The sequence below is a fragment of the Nocardia anaemiae NBRC 100462 genome (assembly GCF_001612725.1).
In the GTDB taxonomy this organism is placed as follows: Bacteria; Actinomycetota; Actinomycetes; order Mycobacteriales; family Mycobacteriaceae; genus Nocardia; species Nocardia anaemiae.
Genome location: NZ_BDAZ01000031.1, coordinates 14,768 through 29,521, shown reverse-complemented (window position 1 = coordinate 29,521; position 14,754 = coordinate 14,768). Strand labels below are relative to the sequence as shown.

The 14,754-nt window shown below is 65.7% G+C and carries 15 protein-coding genes; 3 read left to right on the top strand and 12 right to left on the bottom strand.

The window, feature by feature from the left end:
* Positions 1-5: 5 nt before the first annotated feature.
* Complete coding sequence (locus NA5_RS19645; protein WP_062988136.1) at positions 6-857, bottom strand: helix-turn-helix transcriptional regulator; 852 nt, start codon at positions 855-857, stop codon at positions 6-8.
* A gap of 141 nt (positions 858-998) precedes the next feature.
* Here NA5_RS19645 and NA5_RS19640 point away from each other — a divergent pair, with 141 nt between their 5' ends.
* Positions 999-1,775 (top strand): NAD(P)H-dependent oxidoreductase, encoded by a 777-nt coding sequence (locus NA5_RS19640; protein ID WP_062988234.1) that lies wholly within the window; start codon positions 999-1,001, stop codon positions 1,773-1,775.
* A 372-nt stretch (positions 1,776-2,147) separates the two neighbouring features.
* Here the strand turns inward: NA5_RS19640 and NA5_RS19630 are convergent, their stop codons facing one another.
* From NA5_RS19630 to iolC, 10 genes are all read right to left on the bottom strand, one after another.
* Complete coding sequence (locus NA5_RS19630) at positions 2,148-3,026, bottom strand: CE1 family esterase (protein WP_062988132.1); 879 nt, start codon at positions 3,024-3,026, stop codon at positions 2,148-2,150.
* A gap of 177 nt (positions 3,027-3,203) precedes the next feature.
* Entirely contained in the window at positions 3,204-4,391 is a 1,188-nt protein-coding gene (locus NA5_RS19625) for an MFS transporter (protein ID WP_169811332.1), read from the bottom strand.
* A complete protein-coding gene (locus tag NA5_RS19620; protein WP_062988128.1) occupies positions 4,388-4,966 on the bottom strand; it encodes a histidine phosphatase family protein in 579 nt (192 codons plus the stop codon). The genes NA5_RS19625 and NA5_RS19620 overlap by 4 nt, the downstream gene beginning before the upstream one ends.
* Positions 4,953-5,741, bottom strand: a complete 789-nt coding sequence (locus NA5_RS19615; protein WP_062988126.1) for an SDR family oxidoreductase — start codon at positions 5,739-5,741, stop codon at positions 4,953-4,955. Before NA5_RS19615 ends, NA5_RS19620 begins: the two co-directional genes overlap by 14 nt.
* A gap of 6 nt (positions 5,742-5,747) precedes the next feature.
* Positions 5,748-7,001: an ATP-grasp domain-containing protein gene (locus NA5_RS19610; RefSeq protein ID WP_157110525.1), complete on the bottom strand. Its 1,254-nt coding sequence runs from the start codon at positions 6,999-7,001 to the stop codon at positions 5,748-5,750.
* Positions 6,989-8,221, bottom strand: coding sequence for an ATP-grasp domain-containing protein (locus NA5_RS19605; protein ID WP_062988122.1), 1,233 nt, complete (start codon positions 8,219-8,221; stop codon positions 6,989-6,991). The genes NA5_RS19610 and NA5_RS19605 overlap by 13 nt, the downstream gene beginning before the upstream one ends.
* A complete protein-coding gene (locus tag NA5_RS19600) occupies positions 8,218-9,321 on the bottom strand; it encodes a radical SAM protein (RefSeq protein WP_062988120.1) in 1,104 nt (367 codons plus the stop codon). Before NA5_RS19600 ends, NA5_RS19605 begins: the two co-directional genes overlap by 4 nt.
* A 145-nt stretch (positions 9,322-9,466) precedes the next feature.
* Positions 9,467-10,348, bottom strand: a complete 882-nt coding sequence (iolB, locus tag NA5_RS19595; RefSeq protein WP_062988232.1) for a 5-deoxy-glucuronate isomerase — start codon at positions 10,346-10,348, stop codon at positions 9,467-9,469.
* Positions 10,349-10,353: 5 nt separating this feature from the next.
* Positions 10,354-11,259, bottom strand: coding sequence for a Cgl0159 family (beta/alpha)8-fold protein (locus NA5_RS19590; protein WP_062988230.1), 906 nt, complete (start codon positions 11,257-11,259; stop codon positions 10,354-10,356).
* A gap of 23 nt (positions 11,260-11,282) precedes the next feature.
* Positions 11,283-12,248 (bottom strand): 5-dehydro-2-deoxygluconokinase, encoded by a 966-nt coding sequence (gene iolC / locus NA5_RS19585; RefSeq protein WP_062988117.1) that lies wholly within the window; start codon positions 12,246-12,248, stop codon positions 11,283-11,285.
* 187 nt (positions 12,249-12,435) lie between these two features.
* Between iolC and NA5_RS19580 the strand changes: the two genes are divergently transcribed.
* The gene (locus tag NA5_RS19580) at positions 12,436-13,173 is read left to right on the top strand and encodes a GntR family transcriptional regulator (RefSeq protein ID WP_062988115.1); all 738 of its coding nucleotides are present in this window, start codon (positions 12,436-12,438) and stop codon (positions 13,171-13,173) included.
* 69 nt (positions 13,174-13,242) lie between these two features.
* Positions 13,243-14,076, top strand: a complete 834-nt coding sequence (locus NA5_RS19575) for a 2OG-Fe(II) oxygenase (protein WP_218020128.1) — start codon at positions 13,243-13,245, stop codon at positions 14,074-14,076.
* A 30-nt stretch (positions 14,077-14,106) separates the two neighbouring features.
* Here the strand turns inward: NA5_RS19575 and NA5_RS19570 are convergent, their stop codons facing one another.
* Positions 14,107-14,652, bottom strand: a complete 546-nt coding sequence (locus NA5_RS19570; RefSeq protein WP_218020127.1) for a DUF2165 domain-containing protein — start codon at positions 14,650-14,652, stop codon at positions 14,107-14,109.
* Positions 14,653-14,754: the final 102 nt, after the last annotated feature.

Below are 14,754 nucleotides of genomic sequence, written 5' to 3'. Positions count from 1 at the left end.
GCTCGCTAGGGTTGTGTCATTCGACGGTCGGGCGCGGCGGCGTCCGTGGCACCCAGGCTGGCGAGAAGGCGCAGATTGTCGTGGGATTCGCTGCCGGGCTCGGCGGAGAGGATGACAAGTTCGGTCCCGGTTTCCTCCGGCAACGCGAAGTTTTCCTGATGTAGATCCAGGGTGCCGACCAGGGGATGAATAAAGGCCTTGCGGCCGTGGGTTCGGGAGCGGACGTCCGCGCGCGCCCACAACTTGCGGAAGCGGTCGCTGTGTACGGCGAGTTCGCCGATCAGGGCCGACAGTTTCGGATCGTCGGGATACTTGCCCGCCGCGAGACGCAGGTGGCCGACGACATCGCGGGTACAAACCTCCCATTCGGCATAGATCGAGCGCGCGCCGCAGTCGTCCAAAAAGATGTGGCGGGCGATATTCAGGCCCTTCATCGGACTGTGCCCGTACAGCAGTTCCGCGAGCCGGTTGCCCGCCATCACGTCGAGGCGGTGATCGACTATGAATGCGGGTGCGTCGGGAATGAGATCCAGCACCCGCCGCAACTCGGGGCGGATGCGGACATTCGGTGCCGACTTCGCCGGACGCTGTGGGCGGCGGGCCAGCCGGTGCAGATGCTCGCGCTCCACCTCGTCGAGGCCGAGCACGCGGGCCAGCGCATCGAGGACCTGCGCGGACGGCTGCCGGGCACGTCCCTGCTCCAAGCGCACGTAGTAGTCGACACTCACCCCGGACAAATGCGCGACCTCCTCGCGGCGCAATCCGGCCACTCGGCGGCGCGAATCGGTCGCTATGCCGACGGATCCGGGATCCACCCGGGACCGCCGCGTGCGCAGGAAGTCGCTGAGCTCGTCCATCCCTCCAGTATTGCCACGGCTTCGCGGCGCGAGGGTGGTCCTGTCGATACCAGGAAGTCCCGTCCGATGGAAAAAGCGTCCCTGAACGGCGTCCGCGTGGCGTCCGAAGATCGAACACATCCGATCCGAAAGGAGCAGCAAATGCGGACACTCATCGTCCACGCCCACCCCGAACCGCGGTCACTCAACGGCACGCTCAAGGACATCGCGGTCACGACCCTTCGCGAGGCCGGGCACGAGGTGCAGGTCAGCGACCTGTACGCGATGCGATGGAGGGCGACGGTCGACGCCGACGATTTCGGCGAGCCGAGCGACCCACTGCGGGTCGCCGCGGACTCCGGCCGTGCGTACGACACCGGCACACTCAGCGCCGATATCGCGGCCGAGCAGGAGAAACTGCGCTGGGCCGACACCGTGATCTTCCAATTCCCGCTGTGGTGGTACTCGATGCCCGCGATCCTCAAGGGCTGGTTCGACCGGGTCTTCACCTACCACTTCGCCTACGGCGTAGGCGAACACAGCGACACCCGCTATGGCGACCGCTACGGCGAGGGCACCCTCGCGGGTAAGCGAGCCATGCTGTCGGTGACGATCGGCGGCCGCGAACCGCATTACAGCGACCGCGGCATCAACGGCCCCATCGACGATCTGCTCTTCCCGATCCAGCACGGCATCCTGTACTACCCCGGTATGGACGTGCTGCCGCCATTCACGATCTATGGCACGGACCGCATTTCGCCCGAAGACGTCACCGACGCTGCCAAGGCCTGGGAGCAGCGCCTGCTGACGATCGAACAAACAGATCCGATCGCCTTCCGCACCCAGAACGGCGGCGACTACGAAATGCCCGCTCTGCGGTTACGCGAAGGCCTGGAACCCAAGGGACGCACGGGGTTCGGAATACATATTCATGCCTGATCGGAGAGCCGTAGCCAGCGGCGCCGTCGCGTGACCGCGGGTATGCCCGGCGAGCGCGATGATCGGGATCCGATGGCGGGCTGGTCGATTCGGTGCTCAGCCGACTGCTTCAAGGTGAGATCGGCTAGAGCTGTGCTCGCTCGCAGGCGCATCGCCGACACACCGGTGGTGGTCGAGCGCGGCGCGGTCGAGCTCCGCGACGTGAGCGGGGCCGCTCCGCCGTGGTGAAACCACATGTGGCGCCTGCGGCTACGCGAGATGGCCCAGAATCGCTGTGGCGATGTCGATTCCGAGTGCGCAAGTGTCGATGACCGGTGCCGTGTCGCTGCCCGCGCCCGCGATGGCGACCTCGACGTTGAAGTGACGCGGGGTTCAGAGTTGGCGGGTTGATGGTGGGGTGAGGAGGGGGTGGGCGAAGTGCCAGATCTGGGCTGCGGCATCGAATTCGAGGGTTGTGGCTGCGCCGGGGGAGTTTGCCCATTCTGTGGGGACTGGTGTGCCTGGCCAGGTGTGGCTGCCGCCGAATACTGTCCATGCGGTGACCTGGGTTCCGCCGACGCCGCCGGTTGCCGTGTGGCGGCTCGAGTTGTCGGTCGTGATCGGGTTCCCGTCGTCTACGCAGCGATCGAGGCGCTGCCAGTGTCGGGCTGTTTCGAGCAATCCCAGTGTGCGGCCGCGAGGTTCGCCGTTGGCACCACGGCGACCGGAGTAGCCGCCGGTGATCGGTTGAATCGGGTCGGCATCGCCATTGATGAGCATCGCCGATACCGCGTGGGTGGGCCGCACATCCAACAATGCCGCAGGGAAACCCCCGGCGACGGCGGCGAATACCGGTACTCGATCGGCGGCTTCCAGTGCGAATCGGTGAGACATGAACGCGCCGTTGGAAATACCGGCCACGAGTGTCCGATCCGGGGCGGTGCCGAAGCGGTCGGCGCACCAATCGATCACCGCGCGCAGAAACGACACATCGTCCACACCGGCCTCGTCGGCCGTTGTGACCCCGCGTCCATCGGCCCAGCAGCCACCGTGACCATCGGGATAGGCGACGGCGATGCCCCATTCGTCGGCATGGGCGGCGAAACTGGTCCAGTCGTACATGATCGGCCGGGCATACGTCCTCGTGCTGCCCGAGAAATTGCCGTGCAGCACCAGCGCCAACGGCGCATTCCGTTCGCGCGGCGGACGCACGGCAAAGCCGCGTGCGAGCCCGTCGATGGTCAACTCACCGGTCACCAATTCATCGCCCACCAGCAGAGGTATACCACCGTCACGACCACCACTCCGGCCAGGTCAAGAGCTTCTCCGAGCTAGTGCCGGTCAGCGCGCCATCCGAGCAATGACCATCGGTCCAGCCTCGCCCGGCGCGGTTTGCCGCACAATCGCCATTCGTCCAGATCTGCTGGGGCGCAGTTGCACTGCTCGGTTTCAGGCGTCGACAAGGTGTGCGGCGCGGCGCTGCGCCCAGCGCGCTATCGGCCCGATGCCGAGACCGGCGCTGAGCAGTATGCCGCCGAGCAGAACCCATCCGGCTCGGCCCCAGGCAATGCAGATCACGCTCAGTAGAGCGGGGGCGGCGGCGATGAAGGCTCCCGTTCCCATGCCGAAGATCCCTTGATAGCGGCCATGTGCATGCTCCGGCGCCAGCGCGAAACTCAATTCGAATTCGCCTGCGGCGTGGCCGATTTCGCCCAATGTATGCACTATCACCGCGAGCGTCAGCACCGTCACGGCGAATACCGGCGAACCTGCGCCGCTTGCGCAGACCAGCAGGCAGCCCAGCGCCAACAGGACAGCGGCCCGGCGGGTGATGGCGATGCCATCGGCGATGGACTCGACGCGGCGGCCCGCGCGCACCTGGAGACCGACGACGAGCACGGTGTTCGTCAGCAGCAGCGGCGAGACCAGCCAGGCCGGAGCGGAGGTATGCGTGACGATCCACAGCGGCAACGCCACGGTGAGCACCGCATACTGCAGCGACAGCACGCCGTACACGCCGGTGACGGCCAGGAACGGCAGGTCCAACCGGTCGGGGCGCACAGTACGGTCGGGCCGAGGCAGCGGGGTCTGTGGTGGAATACGCGCGATTATCAGCGCGGTGAGCAGGAAGCTGGCGGCATCGATGAGGATCAGCGCCGAATACGCTGTGCGCGTATCGGATCGGATGGCCAGACCCGCACCGGCGGCACCCAGAGCCACACCGATATTGGTGACGGATCGCAGATAGCCGCGCAGCCGCGCTCGCCCATCCCCGCCGATCCGTGCGATCAGCGCACCACGCACCGCTCGGCTGCCCTGCTCGGCAATCCCGACCGCGGCCGCGACGACCACGAACACCGCGAAAGCGTGGACCAGGACAAGACTTCCGGTGGCGAGCGCCTCGGCAGTCAGCGTGATCAGATAGACCTCGCGCGCGCCGAAGCGATCAGCGAGGTGACCCATCACCGGCCCCGCACCGAGTCCGGCAACGCCCGCGATGGTCAGTCCGATTCCCACGTCGGTACCGCTCAGCCCGACCGAACGGGTCAAAAAGAGCACCGCACCGGCGAGATACAGACCGTTGCCGATGGCGGTGATCAGCACCGCGCAGGCCAGTGCCCGAGCCGCCCCGCTCACCACAGAACCATGGCTTCCGCAGGTCCGGGACACGGCAGATCCGCCCATTCTCCGGGCGGAATATCGCCGAGCGCGCCGATGAGCGCCACCGCCGTATTCGCATGGGTGACCACGACGAGGCGGCCGGTGGTCCGGGGCCGCCCGGCGCAATGGTCGAGCACTACGGGAACGGCCCGCCGCGCCACCGCCACCAGTCCTTCCCGGCCGTCGAACGCGCCGATGTCACCGGCCAGCCAGCGGGCGTAGCCATCCCGGCTGGCACTGGCGATTTGGCCGCGAGTACGGCCTTCCCATGATCCGAGCGCTTCTTCGCGCAGCCCGCTGTCGATCGTGATGCCCTGTGGGTCGAGTTCGGCGGCTGTGGCGATTGCCGCGGCGGTTTGTCGTGCCCGGGTCAGATCGCTGCTGAGGATGCGTTCCGGTCGCGGTCGCCGCAGTGCCCTGCCGAGTTCGGCCGCGCGGGTCCGCCCCTCCGCTGACAGGGGGATGTCGGTATGACCGCTGAATCGCCCCGCTCGTGACCATTCGGTCGGGCCGTGCCTGGCAATGACGATCTCCCAATCAGGTGCGGCCACCGGAGCCGCCCGAGACATCGATGGAACTGCCGGTCACATAGGAGCAGATCGGCGAAAGTAGCAGTGCCGCAAAGGGAGCCACCTCCTGTGGCGTTCCGAAGCGTCCCAGCAGTATGCCGCGGCGGCTCGCCTCGCCAGCGGACCAGTCCGCGAACGGCGCGGCCGAGTCGGCGGCCAGGTATCGGGCGTGCTGGCGGTCGGTCGCGATCGCACCGAGACTGATCGCATTGACCAGAATGCCGGACGGTGCCAATTCGACGGCGAGCGAACGGGTCAGATTGGCCACGGCGGCGCGCGTCGCGCTGACGGCGGCCATGCCCGGATCGGGTGCGTGCGCGGTGACACCGTTGACGACCACCACCCGCCCGGCGTCGGACCGGCGCAGTGCGGGCAGCGCCGAGGCGACCAGGTTCAGCACCGACCCCACTTTCACCCGGAATTGGTTGTGCCACTCCGATTCCGGTGTGCTCAGCACCCCGCCGGAGACTCCGGCTCCCGCATTGGCCAGCACACCGTCGAGCCGTCCGAATCGCTCGAGCGCCTGTCCGACGGCCTGTTCGAGGGCAACCGCATCCCGAACGTCGGCGGTGTGCGTCAGCAGCCGATCGGCGTGCTCAGGTGATAATGCGGCACGCATCTGCTCCAGAGCCGCGGTATCTCTGGCGCAGGTCGCGACAGCGGCACCCTCAGCGAGCAGCAGCGTCAGTACCGCTCGTCCGATGCCGCGGCTGCCGCCCGTGACGTAATAGGCGCGTCCGGCCAGTCCGAGATCCATTGCGGATCAGCAGTTTACCGTCGCGGAGAGCATGTGCTCGTCCAGCCATGCGATGACCGAGTCGTACACCCGTTGCACACCGATATGGTCGTCGGCCGCCAGCAGCGCATCGATCACATAATCGGACACCTTCGCGGCGCGGCCCTGGCGATCATCCCGATGGAAGCGCATGACGCCGGGCAAATCGCAGCGCAGACCAGCGGGAAGCGATCGCGGGGACCGCGGCACCACGATATCCCCATAGCAGCGGCCGGATTCGGGCATTGTGCGTTCGACCGGTACATCGATGCCAGCCTGCCCGAGACAGGAAGCCCGCTCCAGATCGATACCGAGTGCTGCGCAAGCGATCAGGTTCAGATTGCCGCCACCGGTGCGGCAGGCGATCTCGCAGAGCGTCGGGCCGTGGCGGGGATGATCGAAGAGCTCGCAATGAAAACTCATGGTCTCCTCCGGGGCGGGCAGTGCGCGCAGCAGCCGGGTGAGGTAATCGCGGGCCGCCGCGACCCGCGGATCGTCGGCGTCGAGCAGCAGAATGCCATGCGGCGCCAGCTCGACCAGCGAGCGCAGGCAGGTCCGGGTGTATGCCCCGACCATTACCGCCTGGACCTGTCCGGCTCGCATCAAGCCGTCCACCGAAAGCATCGGCCCCGCAACCCATTCCTCGACGAGATAATCGGTGGGATCGTCACACGACAGTGCGTGGGCTTGCACCCAGGACTCGATCTCGGTCCGGTCGTGCAGCACGACGACGCCAACCGAACCCGACCCGTCGACCGGTTTGACCACGACACCGTCGCGATGGCTGTCCGCGAAGTCCATCAGAGTGGCAACCGAGTCGACGGGCCGGTGCTCCGGAATACCCAGCCCGGCCCGGCCTGCCAGTGATTTCATGACGGACTTGTTCCGAAACGCGGTGGCCGATGCCAGGCCCTGCCCCGGAATGTCGAGGTGGTCGCGAAGTTCGGCGGCTCGGACGAGGTCACATTCGCTCAGCGCGATGATCCGGTCGAAGGGCGCTTCGGCATGTGCGGCCGCCACCGCTTGATCGACAGCTCGGTTGCGCTTCCAATCCGGAAAGAGGCTCGCGGTCGAGTATTGGTGTGGCCCAGCGAGAAATGTGCGACTCGCGGCGGTGTCCTCGGCGAAAAGTGTTGTCTGGATGTCGAATTCCGATAGCCAGCGGTCGTAGCGATGTGTGGTCAGCGGCTTCTTCGACAGCATCGCCACCCGAAGCGGACGCTCGCGGGTCAATTCACCCACCGAACCTCCTCGACCCACCAGCGCGTCGTCTCCCGGACTCGCTCCCGCACCTGTTCGGCGGTGTCGGCATGCACCGCGACCGCCGCCGCAGAATGCGCGGCATATTCGGGTCCGTGCGCGAAAGTTCCTGCGGGCATGTGTAATTCGAACTCGGTCCCGGGAACCGGACAGTCACCCGTTGGCGGCTCGAAGCGGCCGTGTCCCGGTGGGAAGAGTACCCAGCCTGCCGCGCGTCGGGGCGCGGTGGGTTGATGCGTCAGTTCGAGGCCAAGTCCGCACTGCCCGCGCAGATTCTCCCGGGACAGGTGGACACCGAACGCTTCCCGATAGGTGCGCGCAATGAGGGCGCCGCCGGTTCGGGAGGCGACCTCACAGAGCACCGGCCTGCCGTGGGCCGGTACCCATGCCTCCAGGTGGAAGCTCGTCGGGAAGGAGGGGGTCGGCAGTGCGCGGTGGACATCGGCGGCAAAGCGTTGCAGCAGAGTGGTTCTCGGGTCTTCGGGTCCGAGCAACACGCTGGACAACTCGGATTCGCGCTGTGCCGCTTCGGCATTGCCGCTGTTGTACTGGCTGGGCCAGCAGTGCACCACCGCCGCGTCGGCCATGACGCCGTCCACATGGAAGAAGTCGCCATCGATGTATTCCTCGGCGATCCACCGGCCCGAACGCTGCGGCGCCGCGGGCAATGCGCCCGAGGTCAGGAATGCGGTGACATCCGCTCCGTCGCGCAGGATGCGCACCCCGATGGATGCGGAGCCGCGACGTGGCTTCACGACGACCGGCAGTCCTGTCTCCTCGGTGAACTCGATCAGGTCGGTCGGCCGGTCGATCGCCCGCCGCCGAGGAGCCTCCACTCCGGCCGTATCCTTCATGATCAGCTTGTCGCGGTAGGCGAGCGCGGATGCCGTTGTCTGCCCGGGCAATCCGAGCCGGTCGCGCAGTCGTGCGCTGCGCAGCACATCGTCCTCACTCGAACTGGCGACGAGACCGACGCGGTGTTCGCGCGCCGCACATTCGGCCGTCCACTCCGTGGACCACGATTGGTAATCCGTTACGGTCCGGCAGTCCAGGAACCGCCCTCGCACGTCCGCGCCGACATCAGCCAACGCCTCTGGCACGGTGATGAGAACGGTGTCGGTCACGACTTCGGCGAGCCACTCGTGCAGTGGGCGCTCGATGAGCGGTTTGCGCGAGAGGAGCAAAATCCGCTGCGGACTCATTCGGCATTGACGACAGCGAGCGGCAATAGTGACGCGGGCTTCCACTCGGGCGCGGGGTTCACCACCGCGGTCGGCGACGACCAGTTCAGCCGCGCCGGGCACGACGCGACACCGTTGGCGTCCATGATCTTCGGATACAGCTCACGGCGGCGTCGCACGCACGCGAGCAGGCCACCGTCCTCGGGAAACCAGCTACCGAGGTATTCGTCGGAGAAATTGCACACCAGCGCGTGGCCGCAGGGCTCACAGTAGATCTTGGCCACATTGGCGCAATCCTTGACCGTGAATCCCAGATTCCGCGCGGGCGGATAGCAGGAGACGGTCACCTCCGGACCACCGGGTTGCTGGATCTCGTCGTACAGCTCTTCCATGATTCCGGTGAACCGATCGAACAGCACTTTCGGACTCAGGCTCAGCTCGGTCTGATTGGCCGCCGCGAGTCCGGACGGAATCCACGGCTTGATCTGCACGACATCGACGCCGATCTCGCGCATGATGCGATAGATCCGTGGCGCCTCGTCGAAGTTGTGCTTGCCGAGCCCGATTCGGATGAACACCCACAGTCCGGCCGCCTTGGCCAGCCGGATATTGCGCAGGATCAGTTCGGCGTCACCGTATTTCGAGCCCTTCATCAGGGCCGCCAACCGAGCGGCATCGGCGGTGTTGTAGGTGACCTTCACCCCGGACAACTTCATATCGACCAGTCGGGCGATCCGCTTCTCGTCCAGCAGCGTGCCATTGGTCACCAGGCGGGTGGTGATGCCGCGTTCGCCGAGCGGACGGAAGACCTCCTCGACGAGATCCAGCGCCATCAGGGGCTCACCGCCAGTGCCGTAGACCGCCTCGGGTCGTTCCGGCTCGGTCGGCGAGTCGATCCAGTCGAGCAGTGACTGTGTGAAGCGCCCGGTGTCCAACGGATTCAACCGTTTCCCGATGTAGTCCTCGTTCACGCAGAAGATGCAGGACCGATTGCATCCGTCGAGGAATTTGACCTCGACGCCGTCGACCGGCAGATAACCGGCCAAATCGGTTTGCGGGAAGTTCTCGACCCGGAACTTGCGGTATCTGTCCGAGAGCGCGTCCCGCTCGCTGGTCGTCACGACATCTCCTGTCCTGGAGTCGTTTTCGCACCCGTCACCCGCGAAAAGCGGCCCATTTCGAGCCAGGACAGATTGTGCGTCATCGGACAGGTGCGGGCTCTTCCCCGCACTGAGAACTCGATGCGCTCAGTTGATCGGCGCGGACTTACCGCCGAGTCTGCTTCGCGCCCATGGGAAGTCGCGGATCGATATCCATATCGGCCCATGTGCCGCGCAGCCACGTCTGTGCAGGGTCGTCGCTGATCCGCCAGGCCCGCTCCGGCCCTGGACCGGCCATGATGTTCAGGTAGTACATGTGATAGCCGGGCGCTGCGATGGACGGGCCGTGGTAGCCGTGCGGCACCAGCACCACATCGCCGTCCCGGACCTCCTCGAGCACATCGATCGGCCGCTCGGGGGTCCCGTACACGCGGTGGTACCCGAATCCGGGCGAATCGTCTGCGCCACGGGCGAATTCGAAGTAGTAGATCTCCTCGAGCGGGGTCTCGGTGTCGGAGAGCTCATCGTGTTTGTGCGCCGGATACGACGACCAGTTACCGCCTGGCGTGATCACCTCGCAGGCGATGATCGAATCGGCCTCGAAGGTGTCCGAGGTCGCGAAATTGTGCACCTGGCGACTGCAATTGCCCGCACCGCGCAACTCCACCGCCACGTCGGCCGCGGGCACATAGCGCAGTGGCAACTGCCGCTGGGCGCGGGCGCCGCCGAGCGCGAATCGTCCGCCAGCCGTACTGGTTACGGCGTAGGAGCGGTCCCTTCCGATGTAGGCGAAATCGGTCGGCCCGTCGAAAACGCTAGTGCGTCCCGCCAATTCGTACGTCTCGCCAGCACTTGCCACGATGCAGGATCCGGATAGCGGCACCACGACGATCTCATCGGAACGGCTGTGCGTGCGATGCGTCTGCCCCGGCGCGAGCTCGATGACGTGCAGGCTGGCATGATCCCACCCGGCCGCCTCCTGGGTGAGCGCCACCGTGTACGGCGCGCGATAGGTGCGGGCGGCGGGTACGAAATGCTTGCTGTGCATCGCCATCACCGCACCAGCGATACGGCCGCATCGACCGCGCCCGCGACATCGTCGTCCGGCGGGTACAGCAGCGCACGACCCACGATGAGCCCCCGAACACCGGGAAGCGCAAGGGCTTTCGCCCAACGTGCGTGGGTTTCGCCGGGACCGGTCTGCGGATCCCCGCCGAGCAGCAGGGTGGGTAGGGTGGTGGCATCCATGACGCGCTCCATCTCCGCGACGACGGGCAGCTTCAACCAGGTGTAGGCCGAGGTGGAGCCGAGCCCCTGCGCCAGATGCACGCTCTTGATGACCGCATCCGGTGACAGATCGTTGACCACCTTCGTTCCTGGCCCGTCGGGTCGGTGCGACATGAACGGCTCCAGCAATGCGGTCAATCCGAGCGCGGCGAGTTCGTCGATGGCGGCGGCGCTCGCGGTCATCATCGACAGCGTGCCGGGATCGGTGAGATCGAACCGGTTGAGCATCTTCGCGCCGTTGAGTCCGGCCGCGGCGGTCGCCCGCGCTGTATATCCGGTCATTCGATCGTCGAGCTCGAAATCCGCGCCCGCGATGCCGCCGCGGTTCATCGAGCTGAAGACGACCTTGTCCTCGAGCGCGCCGAGTAGTAGCAGATCCTCGATGATGTCCGCGGTGCCGAGCACACCGTCCACGCCCGGCCGGGCCAAAGCCGTCACCAACCGGTCCAGCAGTTCCCTGCGGCTGTTCATGGCGTAGGGGTTGCCCGACGCCGACAGCGCGCCGCGGGCCGGATGGTCGGCGGCGATGATCATCAATCGCCCGTCGCCGCGCACCAGATCGCGGCGGGTCCGGGTGGCGAAAGCTCTTGCGATGGCGGCGGGGTCGTCCGCACGCAACTCGGTCAGCTCGGCATAGGACCGCACTCCCGTCTTCCGGCCATCACCCCTCATCGAATCGCTGCGCGAGGCTACCTTCATTTCCGGGCCTTTCCAATCAATGACAGCGCGACGAGACCGTCGATTTCGGCGCTGGTCGGCATGGCGGTGGAGCATTCGAGTCGGGCGGCCACAATGGCACCGGCGGCATTGGCGCGGCGCAGGATGGTCTCCAGATCCCATCCGGCCAGTAGGCCGTGACACAAACTGCCGCCGAAGGCATCGCCCGCGCCTAGGCCATTGACCACCTCGACGGTGGCAGGAGGCACCACCACCGATTCGTGGCGGGTCTTGCCGAGCACGCCATCCGGCCCCTGTTTGACGATGGCCAGTTCCACACCCAGATCCAACAGCGCGTCGGCGGCGCGATGCGGGTCGGTCTCGTCGACGGCGATGCGGCATTCCTCGCGATTGCCGACCGCCACCGTCACCTGCGTCAGTGCCTCGCGCACGTGTGTGCGGGCTTGGTTCTCATCGGCCCAGAACATCGGCCGGTAGTCCAGGTCGAGTACAGTGAGCGGCTGCCGATCGCGGATCGACCAGGCATCGAAATGTGCTGTACGAGAAGGCTCTTGGGATAAGCCGGTGACCGTCGACCAGTACACGCCCGCCCCGCGGATGATGTCTGGATCCACCTGGCCGCTGGTGATCTGCAGGTCCGGCGCGCTGGGTTCGCGGTAGAAGTACAGCGGGAAATCGTCCGGCGGGAAGATCTCGCAGAAGGTCACCGGCGTCGGTAGACGATCGATGGTCTGCACGAGGGCATCCGATACGCCGAGCCGGACCAGTTCGCGCCGCACATACCGACCGAAGGGATCGGCGCCGACGCCGGACCACAACGCGGTGCGCCGACCGAGCCGCGCCGCCGCGACAGCCACATTGGCGGCGCTACCGCCGAGGAACTTGCCGAAGGTGTCGACATCCTCCAACCCCACCCCGGATTGGAGCGGATAGATGTCGACACCGACCCGACCGGTCGACACGACCTCGAATTGAGCATTCACAGGCTGACTCCAGGGTCCTAGGGCACGGGCATCGCCGCGTATCCAGACTGTGCGCTCGCCATACCTACTTGTCAAGGCTTTGTAAGGACATATGGACTTACAGACATAACCAACAAGCGCGGCTCGTCGTGATTTACAGTGGAAGAAACGGCGCTCACCCGCGCCCGCTCGCCCCGAGGAGCCGACGATGCCCGCGCCACTGGATGTCGCGATCGACCGCACCAGCCCGGTCCCGCTGTATTTCCAACTGGCACAGGGCATCGAGAAGGCCATCCTGGAAGGGCGGCTCGCGCCGGGAGACCGCCTGGAGAACGAGTTGGACCTGGCCAAACGGCTCAATCTGTCCCGGCCGACCACGCGGCAGGCGATCCAGGGTCTGGTCGATAAGGGACTGTTGCTGCGCAGACGCGGGGTAGGCACCCAGGTGGTGCAGAATCAGGTGCATCGCCCAGTCGAATTGACCAGTCTGTACGACGACCTGCTCACCGCGGGCCAGGAACCGACCACCGAATTGCTCGACTATCAGCTCGGCGCTCCGGATCCCGATATCGCCAAGGAACTCGGCGTGCCCGAGGACGCCCGCTTCGTGACCTTCCGCAGGCTGCGCCGCGCCGGGAGTGAGCCGCTGGCTGTCATGACCAATTACGTGCCCGCCGAATTCGCACCCGCACCCGACCAGCTCGAACTGCACGGATTCTATGAATGCCTGCGGGCCAAGGGAATCCACATCGCACTCGCCCGCCAGCGGATCGGCGCGCGCGGCGCCACCAGGGCCGAGGCGCGGCTGCTCGACGAGCGCACGAACGCGCCGTTGCTGACCATGCAGCGGGTCGCCTTCGATGACTCCGGGCATCCGATCGAAATGGGTAGGCATGTGTACCGCGCCTCGCGGCATTTCTTCGACACCACGGTGCTGAGCCGCTGACGGATCTCATCCGATAATTCCCAGCAGCGGAAATAGACCTGCTGATATCGGAGCATAAAATCTGCGAATATGACGGCGACAATGGATGCTTCGTGGCGGAACTGGTTACAGGAAAATCTCGCACGGGGTTGTTCTATCGAATCGGTGGTCGAATCGATGGTCAAGGGTGGTTTCGACCAGGATGTCGCCGCGACGGCGGTGCGTGCTTTCCTGGCGGGAGAGCTTCCCGGCCCCGCGCGCCACGAGTACGACGCGTGTCCGGTTTCGCCCGATGGAATTATTCACGCGCACGACCGCGCGATCCCCTCGATATTGCGGGTGGAGCGGCCGCAGCTGATTCTGTTCGCCGATGTGCTCTCCGACGAGGAATGTGATCAGGTTATCGAGCTGTCCGAAGGTAAATTGCAGCGGTCGACGATCGTCGATCCCGCCACCGGGCGTGCGGAGATAGTTGGGAATCGCTCCAGCGAAAGCACGTCTTTTCAGTTGTCCGAGACCCCATTGATCGACCGACTCGATCGGCGGATCTCCGCCCTGATGAACTGGCCGTTGGAAAACGGTGAGGGCCTGCAAATTCTGCGGTATGGAGTGGGCGGCGAGTACCGTGCCCATTTCGATTACTTTCCGCCGGACCAACCCGGCCACATCGCTCATATCGCTCGCGGCGGCCAGCGGACGGCGACACTCGTGGTCTACCTCAATGATGTCGAAGGCGGCGGTGACACCGTCTTTCCGGAGGCAGGCATTTCGATTTCTCCGCGCAAAGGCCATGCGCTCTATTTCCGATATTTCAATGACCTCGGACAGCTCGACCCGGCCACGAAGCATGCCGGAGCGCCGGTCCTGTCCGGCGAGAAATGGATCATGACCAAGTGGATGCGCCGCTACCGCTACTCTGGCTGAGGTGCGGGTCGCGGGGCGAAAGACCTTCTGCTACGGCTTCTCTCGGGATTCGGCGCGGCTCGACATGTGTACCAGGATGAGTCCGACCGCGGCTATGAGGAAGTTCTGCAGCGCCGCTGATGTGGCGTTCACTTGTTTGTTCGCCCACATCCGGAACCATTCGCCGCCGATGGTGAGGAAGCCCCCGGCGAACAGCAGGACCACCATGGTCCAGCCGAGACTCGACAACTTCGCGGCGAGTGCGGTTCTGGCGGAGTTCCGGCCGAACAGTGCCAACCAACCGGTTACTGCCGCGGCGAGTAGCACGAGAGCTACCAGATACTCCCAGGTCACGATCGCGATGTAAGCGATGAGGATGACCGTGCTGTTGGTGATGGCCCGCCAGTCGGTACCGGAATGGTGGATCGTGGCCTGCATCGACAGCACCGCTTGCACGCCCCGCCGGTTGGTATCGGTGTCGATACAGTTGGTGACGGCGACGATCAGGTAGTACAACCCGGTGATCGATGCCAGCACCGTCACGGCCGCTTCCCGGCTCCCGGCCACATCCAGGAACCGCTTACCACTCAGACCCACATCCGCCACCTCGGTCGATTGGCACAAGATCTCGCCGCCCACTACTCCGAGCGACCGCCCGGGCCATCATACTTCACTCCCCGTGATTCGAAATGCGCTAAT

What these genes read in the sequence shown, in the direction of transcription:
- NA5_RS19645 (WP_062988136.1), bottom strand. Translation starts at nt 857, where the DNA reads ATGGACGAGCTCAGCGACTTCCTGCGCACGCGGCGGTCCCGGGTGGAT.
- NA5_RS19575 (WP_218020128.1), top strand. Translation starts at nt 13,243, where the DNA reads ATGACGGCGACAATGGATGCTTCGTGGCGGAACTGGTTACAGGAAAAT.
- NA5_RS19580 (WP_062988115.1), top strand. Translation starts at nt 12,436, where the DNA reads ATGCCCGCGCCACTGGATGTCGCGATCGACCGCACCAGCCCGGTCCCG.
- NA5_RS19615 (WP_062988126.1), bottom strand. Translation starts at nt 5,741, where the DNA reads ATGGATCTCGGACTGGCCGGACGCGCCTATTACGTCACGGGCGGCAGC.
- iolB (WP_062988232.1), bottom strand. Translation starts at nt 10,348, where the DNA reads ATGCACAGCAAGCATTTCGTACCCGCCGCCCGCACCTATCGCGCGCCG.
- NA5_RS19605 (WP_062988122.1), bottom strand. Translation starts at nt 8,221, where the DNA reads ATGAGTCCGCAGCGGATTTTGCTCCTCTCGCGCAAACCGCTCATCGAG.
- NA5_RS19590 (WP_062988230.1), bottom strand. Translation starts at nt 11,259, where the DNA reads ATGAGGGGTGATGGCCGGAAGACGGGAGTGCGGTCCTATGCCGAGCTG.
- NA5_RS19640 (WP_062988234.1), top strand. Translation starts at nt 999, where the DNA reads ATGCGGACACTCATCGTCCACGCCCACCCCGAACCGCGGTCACTCAAC.